Below are 13971 nucleotides of genomic sequence, written 5' to 3'. Positions count from 1 at the left end.
ATGGGTCATCGCCTCTCGCGCATCTACACCCGCACCGGCGACGACGGCAGTACCGGCCTCGGTGACGGCCAGCGCGTGCCCAAGGATGACGCCCGGGTGGCGTCCTACGGCACCGTCGACGAGGCCAATGCCGCGCTCGGCCTGCTGCTGGCCGTGCCCCTGCCCGAGGATGTGCGCGCGCTGGTGGTGCATCTGCAGCACCAGCTGTTCGACCTGGGCGCCGAACTGTGCATCCCCGGCCACGCCGCGATCCACGCCGCCGATGTCTCGGCCCTGGAACAGCAGCTGGACCATTACAACGCCGACCTGCCGATGCTGAAGGAATTCATCCTGCCGGCCGGCGGCGAAGCCGCCGCGCGCTGCCATCTGGCCCGCACCATCGTCCGCCGCGCCGAGCGCGAAACGGTCACCCTGGCCCGCCACGAGGCCGTGCGCAGCGAGGCGTTGCAGTACCTGAACAGGTTGTCGGACCTGTTGTTCGTGCTGGCCCGGGTGCTGGCCCGTGCCGACGGCCAGGGCGAAGCGCTGTGGCAACCACAGCAGCGCCAGCGCTGAGCCTGCACGATGCTGGCCTACACCCATCCGTCCTGCCTGCTGCACGACCCCGGCCCCGGCCACCCGGAGTGCCCGCAACGCCTGCAGCATGTGCTGGACGCGCTGCACACCGCGTTCCCCGGCCAGCTGGAGTGGCGCGAAGCGCCACCGGCCAAGTTCGGTGAACTGACCCGGGTCCACGACAGCGCCCTGCTCGACTTCGTGCTGCAACCGCAGACCGCACCGCTGCGCCAGCTGGACATGGACACCTGGACCTCACCCGGCTCGGCCAGCGCCGCCGTGCACGCCGCCGGTGCCGGCGTGGCCGCGGTCGATGCGGTGATGCTGGGCGACGACCCGCTGGCCTTCTGCGCGGTACGCCCGCCGGGCCACCACGCCACCAGCAGCACGGCGATGGGCTTCTGCCTGCTCAACAACATCGCCATCGCCGCCGCCTATGCCCGCGACCGCCACGGCCTGGAACGGATCGCGGTGGTCGACTTCGACGTCCACCACGGCAACGGCACCCAGGACATCTTCCAGCACGACGCCCGGGTCTCGTACTACAGCACCCACCAGGCCGGGCTGTTCCCCAATTCCGGCCTGCGCCGTGACCGCGGTGCCGGCAACCTGATGAACATCCTGCTGCCGCCGGGCAGCGGTGGCTTCCGCTTCCGCAATGTCTGGGCCGACGAGATGCTGCCGGCCATCGACGACTTCCGCCCGCAGCTGCTGCTGATCTCGGCCGGCTTCGACGCCCACCTGCGTGATCCGCAGGCGGACCTGATGCTGGAGACCGACGATTTCGCCTGGATCACCGGTGAACTGCACGCGCTGGCACGCCGTCACGCGGCCGGCCGGGTGGTCTCGATGCTGGAGGGTGGCTACGACCTGCAGGCCCTGGCCGAGTGCAGCGTGGTCCATGTCCAGACCCTGCTCACGCCGTCCGTGGGCACCTCCGCCGGATGAACCCGAACCGGCAGGCCCCGGCGTCCTTCATTGCCCCTATGCAAGGGATGGGGCAAGCTACCGTCCGTTTTCGCCCGAATCCGAACCGCGTGCGCCGAGCCCTCCGCCTGCTTCCCCTGCCTCTGAGCATCGCCATCAGCCTGCCGGCGATGGCCGATGAAAAGCCGCTCAACTGGGGCCTGTGCCCGGCCACCGACGTCATTCCCGCATTCACTGACGCCCCCACCCCGGTCCCGGCCCAGGACAAGGCTGCCGCCGCGGCCGCCCGCGAACAGCAGCCGACCGACATCGAGGGTGACCAGCTGCTGGGCACCACCACCGTGCCGCAGTACGAGGGCAACGTGGCGCTGCGCCGGGGTGACCAGTTCGTCGGTACCGACAAGCTCAGCTTCGACACCGAAACCGGCAACTACATCGCCGACGGCAATGTCCGCTACCAGGACGGGTCGATCCGGATGGTCGCCAAGCGTGCCGAAGGCAACCAGGAAAGCGATACCCACAAGATCTCCGACATCAAGTACCAGTTGGTGTCGCGCCGGGGCAACGGTGATGCCGAGTCGGTCGACCTGCAGGGTGCGGTCGGCCAGATGCACCGCTCCACCTACACCACCTGCGACCCCTCGCAGCCGGTGTGGAAGCTGTCGGCGCCGCAGATCGAAGTGGACAACGACGAGGGCTTCGGCACCGCGCGCAACGCCGTGCTGCGCATCGGCAAGGTGCCGGTGCTGTGGGCGCCGTACTTCAAGTTCCCGATCGATGATCGCCGCAAGACCGGCCTGCTGTTCCCGCAGCTGGGCATGTCCGGGCGCAACGGCTTCGACTACGCCCAGCCGATCTACTTCAACCTGGCGCCGAACTACGACGACACGCTGACCCCGCGCTACATGAGCCGGCGCGGCCTGCTGCTCGACAACGAGTTCCGCTACCTCTACAACGGCGGCCGCGGCGAGGTGTTGACCTCGTTCATGCCCAACGACCGCCTGCGTGACCGTGACCGCGGCCGGGTGATGTTCACCGGCTACCACAACGTGGACAGCCACTGGCAGGCCCGCGCCAACCTGGCCTGGGTCAGCGACGAGCGCTATGTCGAGGATTTCGCCAACCGCCTGGTGGGGGTGACCGCCTCCAACCTGCAGAGCACGGTGGGCCTGTATGGCACCGGCACGAACTGGACGGCCGGCATCATGGCCGACCGCTGGCAGCTGACCGACTACACGCTCGACGAGCGCGCCCTGCCCTACAACCGCCAGCCGCGCCTGTACTTCAACTGGGACAAGCCGGTCCGGCCCTGGCTGGAAGCCGGCATCTACGCCGAAGCGGTGCGCTTCACCCACGACGACATCAACTTCAAGAACGCCGTCGGCACCGGTAAGGATCTGCAGTACACCCGCAACGGAGTGCAGTGGACCGACGGCGTCGGTGTCAGCGGCGGTTCGCGATTGGACGTGAAGCCGTATGTGTCATTCCCGATCAGCGGCGCGGCTTGGTATGTGACCCCGACCCTGGCCTACCGTTACACCGCCTATCAGCTGGACCGTGGCCTGGTGGATGGTGTGAGAGGCATCCAGGCCCAGATCCTGAGTTCGCAGGGCATCGACCCGAACACGGCCACGCCCGAGCAGCTGCGCGGCAATACCTCGCCCAGCCGCAGCCTGCCGATCGGCAGCATCGACGCCGGCCTGTTCTTCGATCGCGAAACCAGCATCCGCGGCAAGTCGTTCCTGCAGACCCTGGAACCGCGCCTGTTCTACCTGCGCACGCCGTACCGCAACCAGGACGAGCTGCCGATCTTCGACACCCGTGACTTCACCTTCAGCTGGGGCCAGCTGTTCCGCGACTCGCGCTACACCGGCGCCGACCGCCAGAACGACGCCAACCAGCTGACCCTGGCGGTGAGCACCCGGTTCATCGACCAGACCACCGGCAAGGAACGTTTCTCGGCCTCGATCGGCCAGATCCAGTACTTCGATGAGTCGCGGGTGACCACCACCCCAGGTGGTGCTCCGGTGGAAAAGGGCAAGTCGGCCTGGATCGCCGACGGCAACTACATGATCAACGACCGCTGGACCCTGGGCGCCACCTACCAGTGGGACCCGAAGTACAAGCGCGAGGATCTGGCCAGCGTCCGTGCCCGTTACCTGATGCCCAACGACGGCGTGGTCAACCTGAGCTACCGCTACCGCATCAATGCCGGTGCTCTGCCCGGTGCCAACAAGCATGACCGCACCCTGCTGGAGCAGGCCGACCTGTCGTTCCTGTACCCGCTGAATGCGCGTTGGAGCCTGGTCGGCCGCTATTACTACTCGCTGCAGGACAAGGAGCCGCTGGAAATCATCGGCGGTGTCCAGTGGGACAGCTGCTGCCTGGCCGTGCGTGTGGTCGGCCGCCGCTATGTCCGCAATCGCGAAGGCGAGATGAACAACTCCATCCAGGTGGAGTTCGTCCTGAAGGGCCTGAGCTCCATCGGCCAGGACACGGACCGCACTCTGCGCCGTGCTATCCTCGGCTACAACCGCGACGACCTCTATCTCGTGCCGCCCAGCAACACCGGGGCGACCCGCGATGACTACGATCCGAATCTGATCCCATGACCAAGCGCTTCCCCGTTCTACTCGCCTCGCTGCTGGCGGTGTCCAGCGTGTCCGCCCCCCTGCAGGTGCTTGCCCAGGAGGCGCAGCCGCTCGACCGCATCGCCGCCGTCGTCGATGAGGACGTGATCCTGCAGAGCGAGCTCCAGCGTGCGATCGCCAACATCAAGGCGCAGTACGCCGGGCGGGAGAACCAGCTGCCGCCGGAAGACGTGCTCAGCCGCCAGGTGCTCGAGCGCCTGGTGCTGGTCAAGCTGCAGGTGGCCCGCGCCCAGGGCAGCGGCATCCGGGTCAGCGACCAGGAGCTGAACCAGGCGATGAACTCCATCGCCCAGCAGAACGGTTCGAACCTGGACGCCCTGCGCCAGCGCCTGGCCCACGACGGCATCGATTTCAACGATTTCCGCGCATCGGTGCGGGACGAGATCACCGTGCAGCGCCTGCGCCAGAGCTTCGCGCAGAGCCGCATCAGCGTCAGCGAGGGTGAAGTCGATGCCGCGCTGAAGCAGCAGGCCACGGTAGGCAACCAGTACCACCTGGCGCACATCCTGGTCGCGTTGCCGGACGGCGCCAACGCCGACCAGATCGCCACCGGCCAGAAGAAGGCCGATGGCGTCAAGGCCCTGCTGGACAAGGGCGAGCTGGACTTCAACGCGGCGGCCGTGCGCTATTCCGACAGCCCCAATGCGCTGGAAGGCGGCGACCTGGGCTGGCGCAGCCTGGATGAAATCCCGCAGGCCTTCGCGCAGATGATGGAAAAGATGAAGCCCGGCGAAGTGGTCGGCCCGATCCGTGGCCCCAGCGGCTTCCAGCTGTTGAAGCTGGTGGAAGTGCGTGATGCCAGCGCCACCGCTGGCGCCAGCACCGTCACCGAGTACCACGGTCGCCACATCCTGGTGCGCGTGGACGATCATCAGACCGACGCGGCCGCCAAAGCCAAGATCGATACCCTGCGTGCCCGCATTGCCGGTGGCGCGGACTTCGAGACCGTGGCCAAGGAGTCCTCCGAGGACAACAACAGCAAGGGCCAGGGCGGCGATCTGGGCTGGTTCCCGGCCGATGCGTTCGGTCCGGCCTTTGGCCAGCAGGTGGCCGCCATCCAGGACGGCGGCGTCAGCCAGCCGTTCCGCACCGATGCCGGTTGGCACATCCTGCAGCGCGTGGCCACTCGCCAGACCGACGTGACCAACGACAACCAGCGTGCCCAGGTCCGCGAGACCATTGGCCGCCGCAAGCTGGAAGACGAGTACAACCGCTTCCTGCAGGAACTGCGTGGCGAAGCCTACGTCAGCTTCCGCAGTGGCGACCGCGCGGAAAACACCGCCACGCCGCCGCAGTCCTGATCGATGCGCCCCGAGCTCGCTCTGGTACCGGGCGAGCCCGCCGGGATCGGCCCGGAGCTGTGCGTCCGCCTCGTCCAGCAGCCGCGTGAAGATTGCCGGCTGCTGGCCTTCGCCGACCCGGACACCCTGCGCGCGGCCGCGGCCGCGCTGAACCTGCCGCTGCAACTGCTGCCCGAGGGTGCCGAAGCGCGCGTTCCCGGCGACCTGCGCCTGCGCGTGGTGGCCAATGCCACCCCGAGCCGTTTCGGCCAGGCCGATCCGGCCAATGCCGGCGCGGTCATCGGCGCCCTGCTCGGTGCCGGCCAGGCCTGCCTGTCAGGCGAACTGCACGGCGTGGTGACCGGCCCGGTGCACAAGGCCGTCATCAACGAAGGCGGCATCGCCTACAGCGGCACCACCGAACTGCTGGCCGACCAGGCTGGGGTGAAGGTGGTGATGATGCTGGCCAACCACATCGTGCGCGTGGCCCTGGCCACCACCCACCTGCCACTGCGCGAGGTGGCCGACGCGATTACCGCGCCCAGCCTGGAACACACCCTTCGCACCGTGCACGCCGCGCTGCGCCGCGAGTTCGGCCTGCCCGCGCCACGCATCGCCGTGCTCGGCCTGAACCCGCACGCCGGCGAAGACGGCCATCTGGGCCGCGAGGAACTGGACCGGGTCATTCCGCTGCTGCAGCGCCTGCGCGCGGAGGGCATGGACCTGATCGGGCCGCTGCCAGCCGATACCGCCTTCCTGCCGGCCAAGCTGGCCGGCTTCGACACCGTGCTGGCGATGTACCACGACCAGGGCCTGCCGGTGCTGAAGTACTCGGGCTTCGAGCAGGCGGTGAACCTGACCCTGGGCCTGCCCTACCCACGCGTTGCGGTGGACCACGGCACCGCGCTGGACCTTGCCGGCCGTGGCGTTGCCGATCCTTCCAGCCTGCAGGCGGCCACGACGTTGTGTGCGCAGCTTGCGCGGCAACGTACACTGAGCGCATGAATTCCCCGCATTCCCCCTCCGGCCCGGTGTTCACCGCCCCGGCCAAGAAGCAGCTTGGCCAGCATTTCCTGGCCGACCGCCACTACATCGACAAGATCGTGATGGCGGTCAACCCGAAAGACGGTGACCGCCTGGTCGAGATCGGTCCCGGCCAGGGCGCGATCACGCTGCCGCTGCTGCGCGTGCATCCGAAACTGACGGTGATCGAGTTCGACCGTGACCTGATCGCGCCGCTGACCGCCGCCGCCGAGCCGCTGGGCGAGCTGACCATCGTCCACCGCGACGTGCTGCGCGTGGACTTCACCGAGCTGGCCGCCGGCCAGCCGATCCGCCTGGTCGGCAACCTGCCCTACAACATCTCCTCGCCGATCCTGTTCCATGCACTGGAACATGCCGCGGTGATCCGCGACATGCATTTCATGCTGCAGAAGGAAGTGGTCGACCGCATGGCCGCCGGCCCCGGCAGCAAGGTGTACGGCCGGCTCAGCGTGATGCTGCAGGCCTACTGCCAGGTGACCTCGCTGTTCGTGGTGCCGCCGGGCGCGTTCCGGCCGCCGCCGAAGGTCGATTCGGCCGTGGTGCGGCTGGTGCCGCGTGACCCGGCCACGATCAACATCAACGACCACAAGCGTTTCGCCGAGGTGGTCAAGGCCGCCTTCGGGCAGCGCCGCAAGACCCTGCGCAACGCCCTGAACAACGTGGTGTCCGCCGAACAGTTCGTTGCCGCCGGCGTACGTCCCGATGCCCGCGCCGAACAGCTGGACGTGGCCGAATTCATCGCTTTGGCCAATGCCTCCTGATTACACTGCCGGTATGGAAGACGCTGACGTTTACGCCATCTCCGTCGAAGTCGCACCGCGCTTCCTCGACGATCAATCCGCGCCGGAAGACGGACGCTATGCGTTCGCCTACACGATCCGCATCCACAACCAGGGGCGTGTTGCCGCGCGCCTGGTCGCACGCCACTGGCGCATCACCGATGCCAACGGCCGCGTCGAGCATGTCGATGGCGACGGGGTGATCGGCGAGCAGCCACGCCTGCGTCCCGGTGAAGACTTCCATTACACGTCCGGTGTCATGCTGGGGACCGATCACGGGACCATGCAGGGCCACTACGACATGGTCGCCGACGACGGCACCGAATTCGCCGCGCCGGTCGCACCTTTCGTGCTGGCCATCCCGCGTACCCTGCACTGACACGGAGGCCGGACGATGAGTGTGTGGGCGATCGGCGACCTGCAGGGCTGCTATGACGTCACCCAGCGGCTGCTGGAGAAGATCCGCTTCGACCCGGCGCAGGACACCCTGTGGTTCTGCGGCGACCTGGTCAACCGCGGTGGCCAGTCGCTGGAAACGCTGCGGCTGGTGCATTCGCTGCGCGAGCACAGCGTGGTGGTGCTGGGCAACCATGACCTTTCGCTGCTGGCCGTCGGTGCACGCACCGAAGAGGAACAGCGCAAGGTCAACCCGGACCTGCTGCGCATCGTGCAGGCCGAGGACCGCGACGAACTGCTGGACTGGCTCCGCCTGCAGAAGCTGGTGCACGTGGACCGCGAGCTGGGCTGGATGATGGTGCACGCCGGCCTGGCGCCGAAGTGGACCACGCAGATGGCCGAAAAGCATGCCGCCGAGGTCGAGGCGCAACTGCACGGTGCCGGCTACCGCAAGCTGTTCCGCAACATGTACGGCGACAAGCCGAGCTGGGCGCCGAACCTATCCGGCTACGACCGTTCACGCGCGATCATCAATGTGCTCACCCGCATGCGCTACTGCACCCCGCGCGGGCGCATCGGCATCGAGGACAAGGGCACGCCGGGCACGCAGGAACAGGGACTGTACCCCTGGTTCGAAGTGCCGGGCCGGGTCGAGCGCGACCTGAAGATCGTCTGCGGCCACTGGTCGGCGCTGGGCCTGACCATCACCCAGGGCGTGCATGCCATCGACACCGGCGCAGTCTGGGGCGGCAAGCTGACCGCGATCCAGCTCGATACCGATGAACTGCGCGTGGTGCAGGTGCCGGGCCGCCATGTCCCCGCACCCGTGCCCAACGCACGCCCGCCAGCGCGACCGGCGCACGAGCGCCCGGCGGCATCGGCGCAGGGCAAGGAACAGGGCGGCGGCAACACCCTGGCCGCCAACCCGGGCAACCGCGGCCCACGCCGTCGTCGGCGCCGTGGCGGCGGCGCGGGTGGTGGCTCTGCGGGCCCCGGCAGCAACAGTCCCCCGCCGCAGGCATGACGCGGCACGGTGGGGCACCATGGACGGTGCTGCTGCTGACGGTGGCCCTGGCCAGCGGCTGCCAGCCCCCTTCGGCCCCGGCCCCCGCCGACGGCGGAAACGCCGGCCTCACGCCATCGCAGCCGCAGGCGCCTTCGCCGCCGCTGGTGGCAGCGGCGCGCGCACAGGTCGGCGTCACCACCCGCTACGACCCTACCTATCAGGTGCTGGCCTATCCCGGCGGCGACGTTCCGGTTGATCGCGGCGTGTGCACCGACGTGGTGGTGCGTGCCCTGCGCAGCCAGGGCCTGGACCTGCAGGCGCGCGTGCATGAAGACATGCGCGGCAATTTCAGTGCCTATCCCGCGATCTGGGGCCTGTCACGGCCGGACCGCAACATCGATCATCGCCGTGTGCCGAACCTGATGCGCTGGTTCGAACGGCAGGGCTGGCAGCAACCGATCACGGCCGCCGCCACCGACTATGCGGCCGGCGACATCGTCGCCTGGAAGCTCAACGGCAACGGCCTGCTGCACGTGGGCATCGTCTCCGACCGGTGGCTGGCCAATGGCACACCGCTGGTGCTGCACAACATCGCGCGCGGCACGCGCGAAGAGAACCTGTTGTTCCAGCACGCCATCATCGGGCATTACCGGATGCCGCAGCGACAGCCCAGGTAGAGTCGACTGTCAGTCGACTATCGCGCGCAGCGCGGGTTTTTCGGGTGACCGCCGAGAGCAGTCGACTAACAGTCGACTCTACCCGTCGACATCCCCGTCGGTGTTTTCGTTGCTATTTGCGCGATCAGCGGCGCACGTAGTGCACGAAACGGAACGCGTAGGCATGGCGTTCGTCGGCCGGGTGCGGCTCGCTGCTCACTTCCCGCCAGTCCTGCACGTCCACTTCGGGGAAATGGGTATCGGCGGGGACTTCGGCATCCACCCAGGTCAGGTACAGGTCACTGGCCTGGTCCAGCAGCTGGTGGAAGATCTCGCCGCCGCCGATGATGCACAGCTCGCTGGCGCCCTCGCCATTGGCAATCGCCTTCGCCTCGTCCAGCGACGCCACCGCGCGCATGCCCTCGAACGGCACCTGGCCGCTGCGGGTCAGCACCAGGTTGGTCCGTCCCGGCAGCACGCGGCCGATCGATTCGGCCGTCTTGCGGCCCATCAGGATCGGCTTGCCCAGGGTGAGCGCCTTGAAGTGCTTGAAATCATCCGGCAGGTGCCAGGGCATGGCATTGCCCTGGCCGATGCCACGGTTGCGATCCAGCGCCACGATCATCGACAGCTTCATCGCGCTCATACCGCCACCGGCGCCTTGATGGCCGGGTGCGGATCGTAACCGTCGATGCGGATGTCGTCGAACTGGAAGCCGAACAGGTCGGTCACCTCCGGGTTCAACCACAGCTTCGGCAGCGCGCGCGGCGCGCGCGACAGCTGCTCGCGGGCCTGCTCGAAGTGGTTCGAGTACAGGTGAGCATCGCCCAGCGTGTGCACGAAGTCGCCCACGCCCAGGCCGGTGGCCTGCGCCACCATGTGGGTCAGCAGCGCGTAGCTGGCGATGTTGAACGGCACGCCAAGGAAGATGTCACCGCTGCGCTGGTACAGCTGGCAGCTGAGCTTGCCGTCCACCACGTAGAACTGGAACAGGTTATGGCATGGCATCAACGCCATCTGCGAAAGCTCGCCCACGTTCCAGGCGCTGACCACCAGCCGCCGCGAATCGGGGTTGCGCTTGATCTCGTCGACCAGCCACTGCATCTGGTCGATCTCACGGCCATCGGCGGTGACCCAGCTGCGCCACTGCTTGCCGTACACCGGGCCGAGATCGCCGTTCTCGTCGGCCCACTCGTCCCAGATCCGCACCTGGTTGTCCTTCAGGTAGCCGATGTTGGTGTCGCCCTTCAGGAACCACAGCAGCTCGTGGATGATCGAGCGCAGGTGCAGCTTCTTGGTGGTGACCAGCGGGAAACCTTCATTGAGATCGAAGCGCATCTGCCAGCCAAACACGCTGCGGGTGCCGGTGCCGGTGCGATCGCTCTTCTCGGCGCCGTGCTCGAGCACATGCGAGAGCAGGTCCAGGTAAGCCTTCATGCCTTGCCCTCGGCAGCCACCGGCAGCTGCGGCTGCAGTACCGGCGCACGGCGCGACATCACCAGCAGCACCAGGCCGAAAGCGATCAGCGGCAGGCTGAGGATCTGGCCGCGGGTCAGCCAGTCGAAGGCCACGTAGACGCCGTTGTCGGGCATGCGCACGAACTCCACCGCGAAGCGGAACAGTCCGTACATCAGCGCGAACAGACCGCCGACCAGGTAACGGTGGCGCGGCTTGGCCGACACGGCCCACAGCACCACGAACATCACCAGGCCTTCCAGGAAGGCTTCATACAGCTGCGACGGATGGCGCGCGAACTGGTTCAGCGCGCCGGTGGCGAACTGCGCCTGCAGGGGGGCGTGGTCGAGCTGGTTCAGCGGTGCCGGCAGGCCGGACGGGAACACCACACCCCAGGTACCGTCGGTGTACTTGCCCCACAGCTCGGCACCGATGAAGTTGCCGATGCGCCCGAAGCCCAGGCCCAGCGGTACCAGCGGCGCCATGAAATCCATGGTGTCGAAGAAATGCAGCTTGTGCTTGCGCGACCACCACCAGCAAGCGCCCAGCACGCCCAGCAGGCCGCCGTGGAAACTCATGCCGCCATCCCACACCTTGAACAGCAGCAGCGGGTTGTGCAGGAAATCGCCCAGCGCGTAGAACAGCATGTAGCCGATGCGCCCGCCCAGCACCACGCCGAGCATGGCGTAGAACAGCAGGTCGGAGAAACCATTGGCGTCGACGCCCGGCAGGCGGCCGGCGGCGATGCGCTTGCGTCCCAGCAGCCAGGCGGCGGTGAAGCCCAGCAGGTACATGATGCCGTACCAATGCACCTTGATCGGCCCCAGCGAGAGGGCGATGGGGTCGATGTCGTGGAAATAGATCATGGAAGGTGCCTTGCGGTTGAACGCCTATTCTCGGGCCAGTGCCGCCCCGGCTCAACCAAGGAGCTGGGGCGAGTTCGGCAACGCGTCATCGTTCGACCGGGTCGAGGCCGGAAAGTGCCCTTCGATCAGGCTGGAAACCTCGTCGATGGCATCCTGCAGCGCTTCCACCGGATGGGAGCCACGCAGGCCCTCGCGCAGGTGGGTGCAGACCCGCTGCCATTGTGCCGGGCTGACCCGGCCCTGCAGGCCACGGTCGGCGACGATCTCGATGGCGTGGTCGGCCAGCAGCAGGTAGATCAGCACACCGTTGTTGTGGGTGGTATCCCAGGTGCGCAGGCGCGCGAAGGCATGTTCGGCGGCTTGGCGCGGGGTGACCTTGTGCCACAGCGCGGCCAGCGGCAGGTCCGCTTCCACCGCGAACATCACCTGACCACCGTGGCGCTGCTCACCGGCTGCGATGGCCTCGGTGATCGCCTGCAGCGTGGCCGGCGGGAACGCGCGCCGTACAGACGGCGAAAATACATGACGACACAGTCGTTGGATCATCACCAGCCCCCCGAAGCACCACCACCGCCGGAGCGGCCACCGCCGCCGCCCCAACCGCCGCCGCCGCCGAATCCACCGCCCCCGCCGAAGCCGCCTCCGCCGCCCCAGCTGCCACCGCCCCAGCCACCGCCACCGGCAAAGCGGCCCGGGTGACCGGAGAGCATGGCAACAATCAGGCCCACGACGCCAGCCAGGCCACTGGCGAGCAGCGTGGAGGTGAACAGGAATGCCGCCAGCGCCGCACCGGCACCGCCGAGCAGGCCACGCAGCGGACGCGGCACGCGCGAGAAGATCCCGCGCAGGATGCTGCCGGCGAACACACCGATGAACAGCGCCAGAAACCAGGTATCGCCACCACCGCTGGGCTCACGCCCGCGATGGCCGCTGACCGGTGCCGGCAGCGCTTCCCCGTCGATCAGCTTGACCAGCACCGCCGTGGCGTCGGTGATGCCACCGGCGTAGTCGCCGTTGCGGAAGCGCGGCACCAGGTATTCCTGGATGACCCGGTTGGCGATGGCATCGGGAATCGCGCCTTCCAGGCCATAGCCCGGCTCGATGCGCACGCGCCGGTCGTCCTTGGCCACCACCAGCAGCACCCCGTCGTCCACGCCCTTGCGGCCGATCTGCCACTGGTCGAAGACCCGCGTGGTGTACTGCGCGATGTCTTCCGGCTGGGTCGTGGCTACCACCAGCACCTGCAGCTGGCTGCCCTTGCGCTGCTGCAGCTCAATCGCCTGCTGCACCAGCGCCTGCTTCTGCGTGGCGTCCAGCGTGCCGGTGGTATCGACCACCGGCGAATCCAGCGCCGGAATCGGAGCGAGCTGCGGTGCATGCGAAGCCAGCGGCAGCCACAGCAGCAGGGCCAGGAGCGCAGTGGCCAGGCGCATGGGTCAGTGGCCCGGCTGCGGTGCCGGCTGCTGCTGCGGCGCGCTGCCGAAATCGACCGCCGGCGCGTTGGAGATCTGCGCTTCGTTTTCCACGGTGAAGTTCGGCTTGGTCTTGTAACCGAAGATCTTGGCGGTGATCACCTGCGGGAACGAGCGGATGTAGGTGTTGTAGTCCTGCACCTGCTGGATGTAGCGGCCGCGGGCGACGGTGATGCGGTTTTCAGTGCCTTCCAGCTGGGCCTGCAGGTCGCGGAAGTTCTGGTCCGACTTCAGCACCGGGTAGTTCTCGGTGACCACCAGCAGCCGCGACAGTGCGCTGCCGAGTTCACCCTGGGCCTGCTGGAACTGCTTGAGCGAGGCTTCGTCGTCGGCGTTGACGTTGATCTGGCCAACACGCGAGCGGGCGTTGGTGACTTCGGTCAGCACGCGCTCTTCCTGGCTGGCAAAGCCCTTCACGGTCTGCACCAGATTGGGCACCAGATCGGCGCGGCGCTTGTACTGGTTGAGCACTTCGGACCAGCTGGCCTTGACCGCTTCATCCTTCTGCTGGATGGCGTTGTAGCCGCAGCCGGACAGCAGGGAGGCCAGCAGCATCAGGGGCAGGACACGGGTGAACAGGCGCATGGCGGAGGTTCCGGGTGGACTGGGGACCGAGCATGCCACGGTTCGGGTGAAAGACCGGCCATCGGGCGCCGCCCCCTCCGCGGTGGCCATGCTCATGGATCGCCTGAGTAGTCCGGGCGGGTGGGCATGGCGGGGGACGCCGTGAATCCGTCCCTGGAGGCTTAGCCGCGCCATCCATGGCGCGGATTGATCTGGCCCCCTGAAAACGGACGCCATGAAGCCGTTTCAGGCGGCAGCCCGGAGCTGCCGGGCGTAGTTGTTAGGCGAGTGGTAGCCCAGCGCCGAGTGTAGCCGGGCTG

Annotated in this window: 15 protein-coding genes; 9 read left to right on the top strand and 6 right to left on the bottom strand. The window is 67.8% G+C overall.

The window, feature by feature from the left end; all coding sequences use genetic code 11:
- From AC5P5R_RS17915 to AC5P5R_RS17875, 9 genes are all read left to right on the top strand, one after another.
- Complete coding sequence (locus AC5P5R_RS17915; RefSeq protein ID WP_005408144.1) at positions 1-555, top strand: cob(I)yrinic acid a,c-diamide adenosyltransferase; 555 nt, start codon at positions 1-3, stop codon at positions 553-555.
- Positions 556-564: 9 nt separating this feature from the next.
- Positions 565-1503: a histone deacetylase family protein gene (locus tag AC5P5R_RS17910; RefSeq protein WP_100438890.1), complete on the top strand. Its 939-nt coding sequence runs from the start codon at positions 565-567 to the stop codon at positions 1501-1503.
- Between the two features lie 89 nt (positions 1504-1592).
- Positions 1593-4094 carry an LPS-assembly protein LptD gene (lptD, locus tag AC5P5R_RS17905; RefSeq protein WP_080052387.1) on the top strand — a complete coding sequence of 834 codons (2502 nt, stop codon included), beginning with the start codon at positions 1593-1595 and terminating at the stop codon, positions 4092-4094.
- Positions 4091-5434, top strand: a complete 1344-nt coding sequence (locus AC5P5R_RS17900) for a peptidylprolyl isomerase (RefSeq protein ID WP_005408141.1) — start codon at positions 4091-4093, stop codon at positions 5432-5434. Before lptD ends, AC5P5R_RS17900 begins: the two co-directional genes overlap by 4 nt.
- A 3-nt stretch (positions 5435-5437) precedes the next feature.
- Positions 5438-6418 carry a 4-hydroxythreonine-4-phosphate dehydrogenase PdxA gene (pdxA, locus tag AC5P5R_RS17895; RefSeq protein WP_049395311.1) on the top strand — a complete coding sequence of 327 codons (981 nt, stop codon included), beginning with the start codon at positions 5438-5440 and terminating at the stop codon, positions 6416-6418.
- Entirely contained in the window at positions 6415-7218 is an 804-nt protein-coding gene (gene rsmA / locus AC5P5R_RS17890) for a 16S rRNA (adenine(1518)-N(6)/adenine(1519)-N(6))-dimethyltransferase RsmA (protein ID WP_005408139.1), read from the top strand. The genes pdxA and rsmA overlap by 4 nt, the downstream gene beginning before the upstream one ends.
- 13 nt (positions 7219-7231) lie before the next feature.
- Complete coding sequence (apaG, locus tag AC5P5R_RS17885; protein ID WP_005412297.1) at positions 7232-7615, top strand: Co2+/Mg2+ efflux facilitator ApaG/CorD; 384 nt, start codon at positions 7232-7234, stop codon at positions 7613-7615.
- A 15-nt stretch (positions 7616-7630) separates the two neighbouring features.
- The gene (locus tag AC5P5R_RS17880) at positions 7631-8656 is read left to right on the top strand and encodes a symmetrical bis(5'-nucleosyl)-tetraphosphatase (RefSeq protein WP_049395310.1); all 1026 of its coding nucleotides are present in this window, start codon (positions 7631-7633) and stop codon (positions 8654-8656) included.
- Positions 8653-9315: a DUF1287 domain-containing protein gene (locus AC5P5R_RS17875; protein ID WP_049395309.1), complete on the top strand. Its 663-nt coding sequence runs from the start codon at positions 8653-8655 to the stop codon at positions 9313-9315. Before AC5P5R_RS17880 ends, AC5P5R_RS17875 begins: the two co-directional genes overlap by 4 nt.
- A gap of 124 nt (positions 9316-9439) precedes the next feature.
- Here AC5P5R_RS17875 and AC5P5R_RS17870 read toward each other — a convergent pair whose 3' ends face one another.
- From AC5P5R_RS17870 to AC5P5R_RS17845, 6 genes are read right to left on the bottom strand one after another with little or no spacing between them, the layout of a single operon-like run.
- A complete protein-coding gene (locus tag AC5P5R_RS17870; RefSeq protein ID WP_049395315.1) occupies positions 9440-9931 on the bottom strand; it encodes a dihydrofolate reductase in 492 nt (163 codons plus the stop codon).
- Positions 9932-9936: 5 nt separating this feature from the next.
- Positions 9937-10731, bottom strand: coding sequence for a thymidylate synthase (locus tag AC5P5R_RS17865; protein ID WP_049395308.1), 795 nt, complete (start codon positions 10729-10731; stop codon positions 9937-9939).
- On the bottom strand, positions 10728-11615 hold the full coding sequence (gene lgt, locus AC5P5R_RS17860) for a prolipoprotein diacylglyceryl transferase (RefSeq protein WP_164281760.1): 888 nt from the start codon (positions 11613-11615) through the stop codon (positions 10728-10730). The genes AC5P5R_RS17865 and lgt overlap by 4 nt, the downstream gene beginning before the upstream one ends.
- A gap of 51 nt (positions 11616-11666) precedes the next feature.
- Entirely contained in the window at positions 11667-12161 is a 495-nt protein-coding gene (locus AC5P5R_RS17855) for a TPM domain-containing protein (RefSeq protein ID WP_032966445.1), read from the bottom strand.
- Positions 12161-13048 (bottom strand): TPM domain-containing protein, encoded by an 888-nt coding sequence (locus AC5P5R_RS17850; RefSeq protein ID WP_172986085.1) that lies wholly within the window; start codon positions 13046-13048, stop codon positions 12161-12163. The genes AC5P5R_RS17855 and AC5P5R_RS17850 overlap by 1 nt, the downstream gene beginning before the upstream one ends.
- Positions 13049-13051: 3 nt before the next feature.
- Positions 13052-13672 carry a LemA family protein gene (locus tag AC5P5R_RS17845; protein WP_012479189.1) on the bottom strand — a complete coding sequence of 207 codons (621 nt, stop codon included), beginning with the start codon at positions 13670-13672 and terminating at the stop codon, positions 13052-13054.
- Positions 13673-13971 lie beyond the last annotated feature (299 nt).

This window comes from Stenotrophomonas sp. YJH_SMC_19, from assembly GCF_059367915.1.
This window is presented reverse-complemented; position numbering and strand designations above follow the sequence as displayed.

Bases quoted from the DNA above. Each gene is read 5' to 3' on its own strand.
- AC5P5R_RS17910 (WP_100438890.1), top strand. From the start codon at position 565: ATGCTGGCCTACACCCATCCGTCCTGCCTGCTGCACGACCCCGGCCCC.
- apaG (WP_005412297.1), top strand. From the start codon at position 7,232: ATGGAAGACGCTGACGTTTACGCCATCTCCGTCGAAGTCGCACCGCGC.
- AC5P5R_RS17865 (WP_049395308.1), bottom strand. From the start codon at position 10,731: ATGAAGGCTTACCTGGACCTGCTCTCGCATGTGCTCGAGCACGGCGCC.
- lgt (WP_164281760.1), bottom strand. From the start codon at position 11,615: ATGATCTATTTCCACGACATCGACCCCATCGCCCTCTCGCTGGGGCCG.
- AC5P5R_RS17850 (WP_172986085.1), bottom strand. From the start codon at position 13,048: ATGCGCCTGGCCACTGCGCTCCTGGCCCTGCTGCTGTGGCTGCCGCTG.
- AC5P5R_RS17845 (WP_012479189.1), bottom strand. From the start codon at position 13,672: ATGCGCCTGTTCACCCGTGTCCTGCCCCTGATGCTGCTGGCCTCCCTG.
- AC5P5R_RS17915 (WP_005408144.1), top strand. From the start codon at position 1: ATGGGTCATCGCCTCTCGCGCATCTACACCCGCACCGGCGACGACGGC.
- AC5P5R_RS17875 (WP_049395309.1), top strand. From the start codon at position 8,653: ATGACGCGGCACGGTGGGGCACCATGGACGGTGCTGCTGCTGACGGTG.
- rsmA (WP_005408139.1), top strand. From the start codon at position 6,415: ATGAATTCCCCGCATTCCCCCTCCGGCCCGGTGTTCACCGCCCCGGCC.
- AC5P5R_RS17880 (WP_049395310.1), top strand. From the start codon at position 7,631: ATGAGTGTGTGGGCGATCGGCGACCTGCAGGGCTGCTATGACGTCACC.
- AC5P5R_RS17855 (WP_032966445.1), bottom strand. From the start codon at position 12,161: ATGATCCAACGACTGTGTCGTCATGTATTTTCGCCGTCTGTACGGCGC.
- pdxA (WP_049395311.1), top strand. From the start codon at position 5,438: ATGCGCCCCGAGCTCGCTCTGGTACCGGGCGAGCCCGCCGGGATCGGC.
- AC5P5R_RS17870 (WP_049395315.1), bottom strand. From the start codon at position 9,931: ATGAAGCTGTCGATGATCGTGGCGCTGGATCGCAACCGTGGCATCGGC.
- AC5P5R_RS17900 (WP_005408141.1), top strand. From the start codon at position 4,091: ATGACCAAGCGCTTCCCCGTTCTACTCGCCTCGCTGCTGGCGGTGTCC.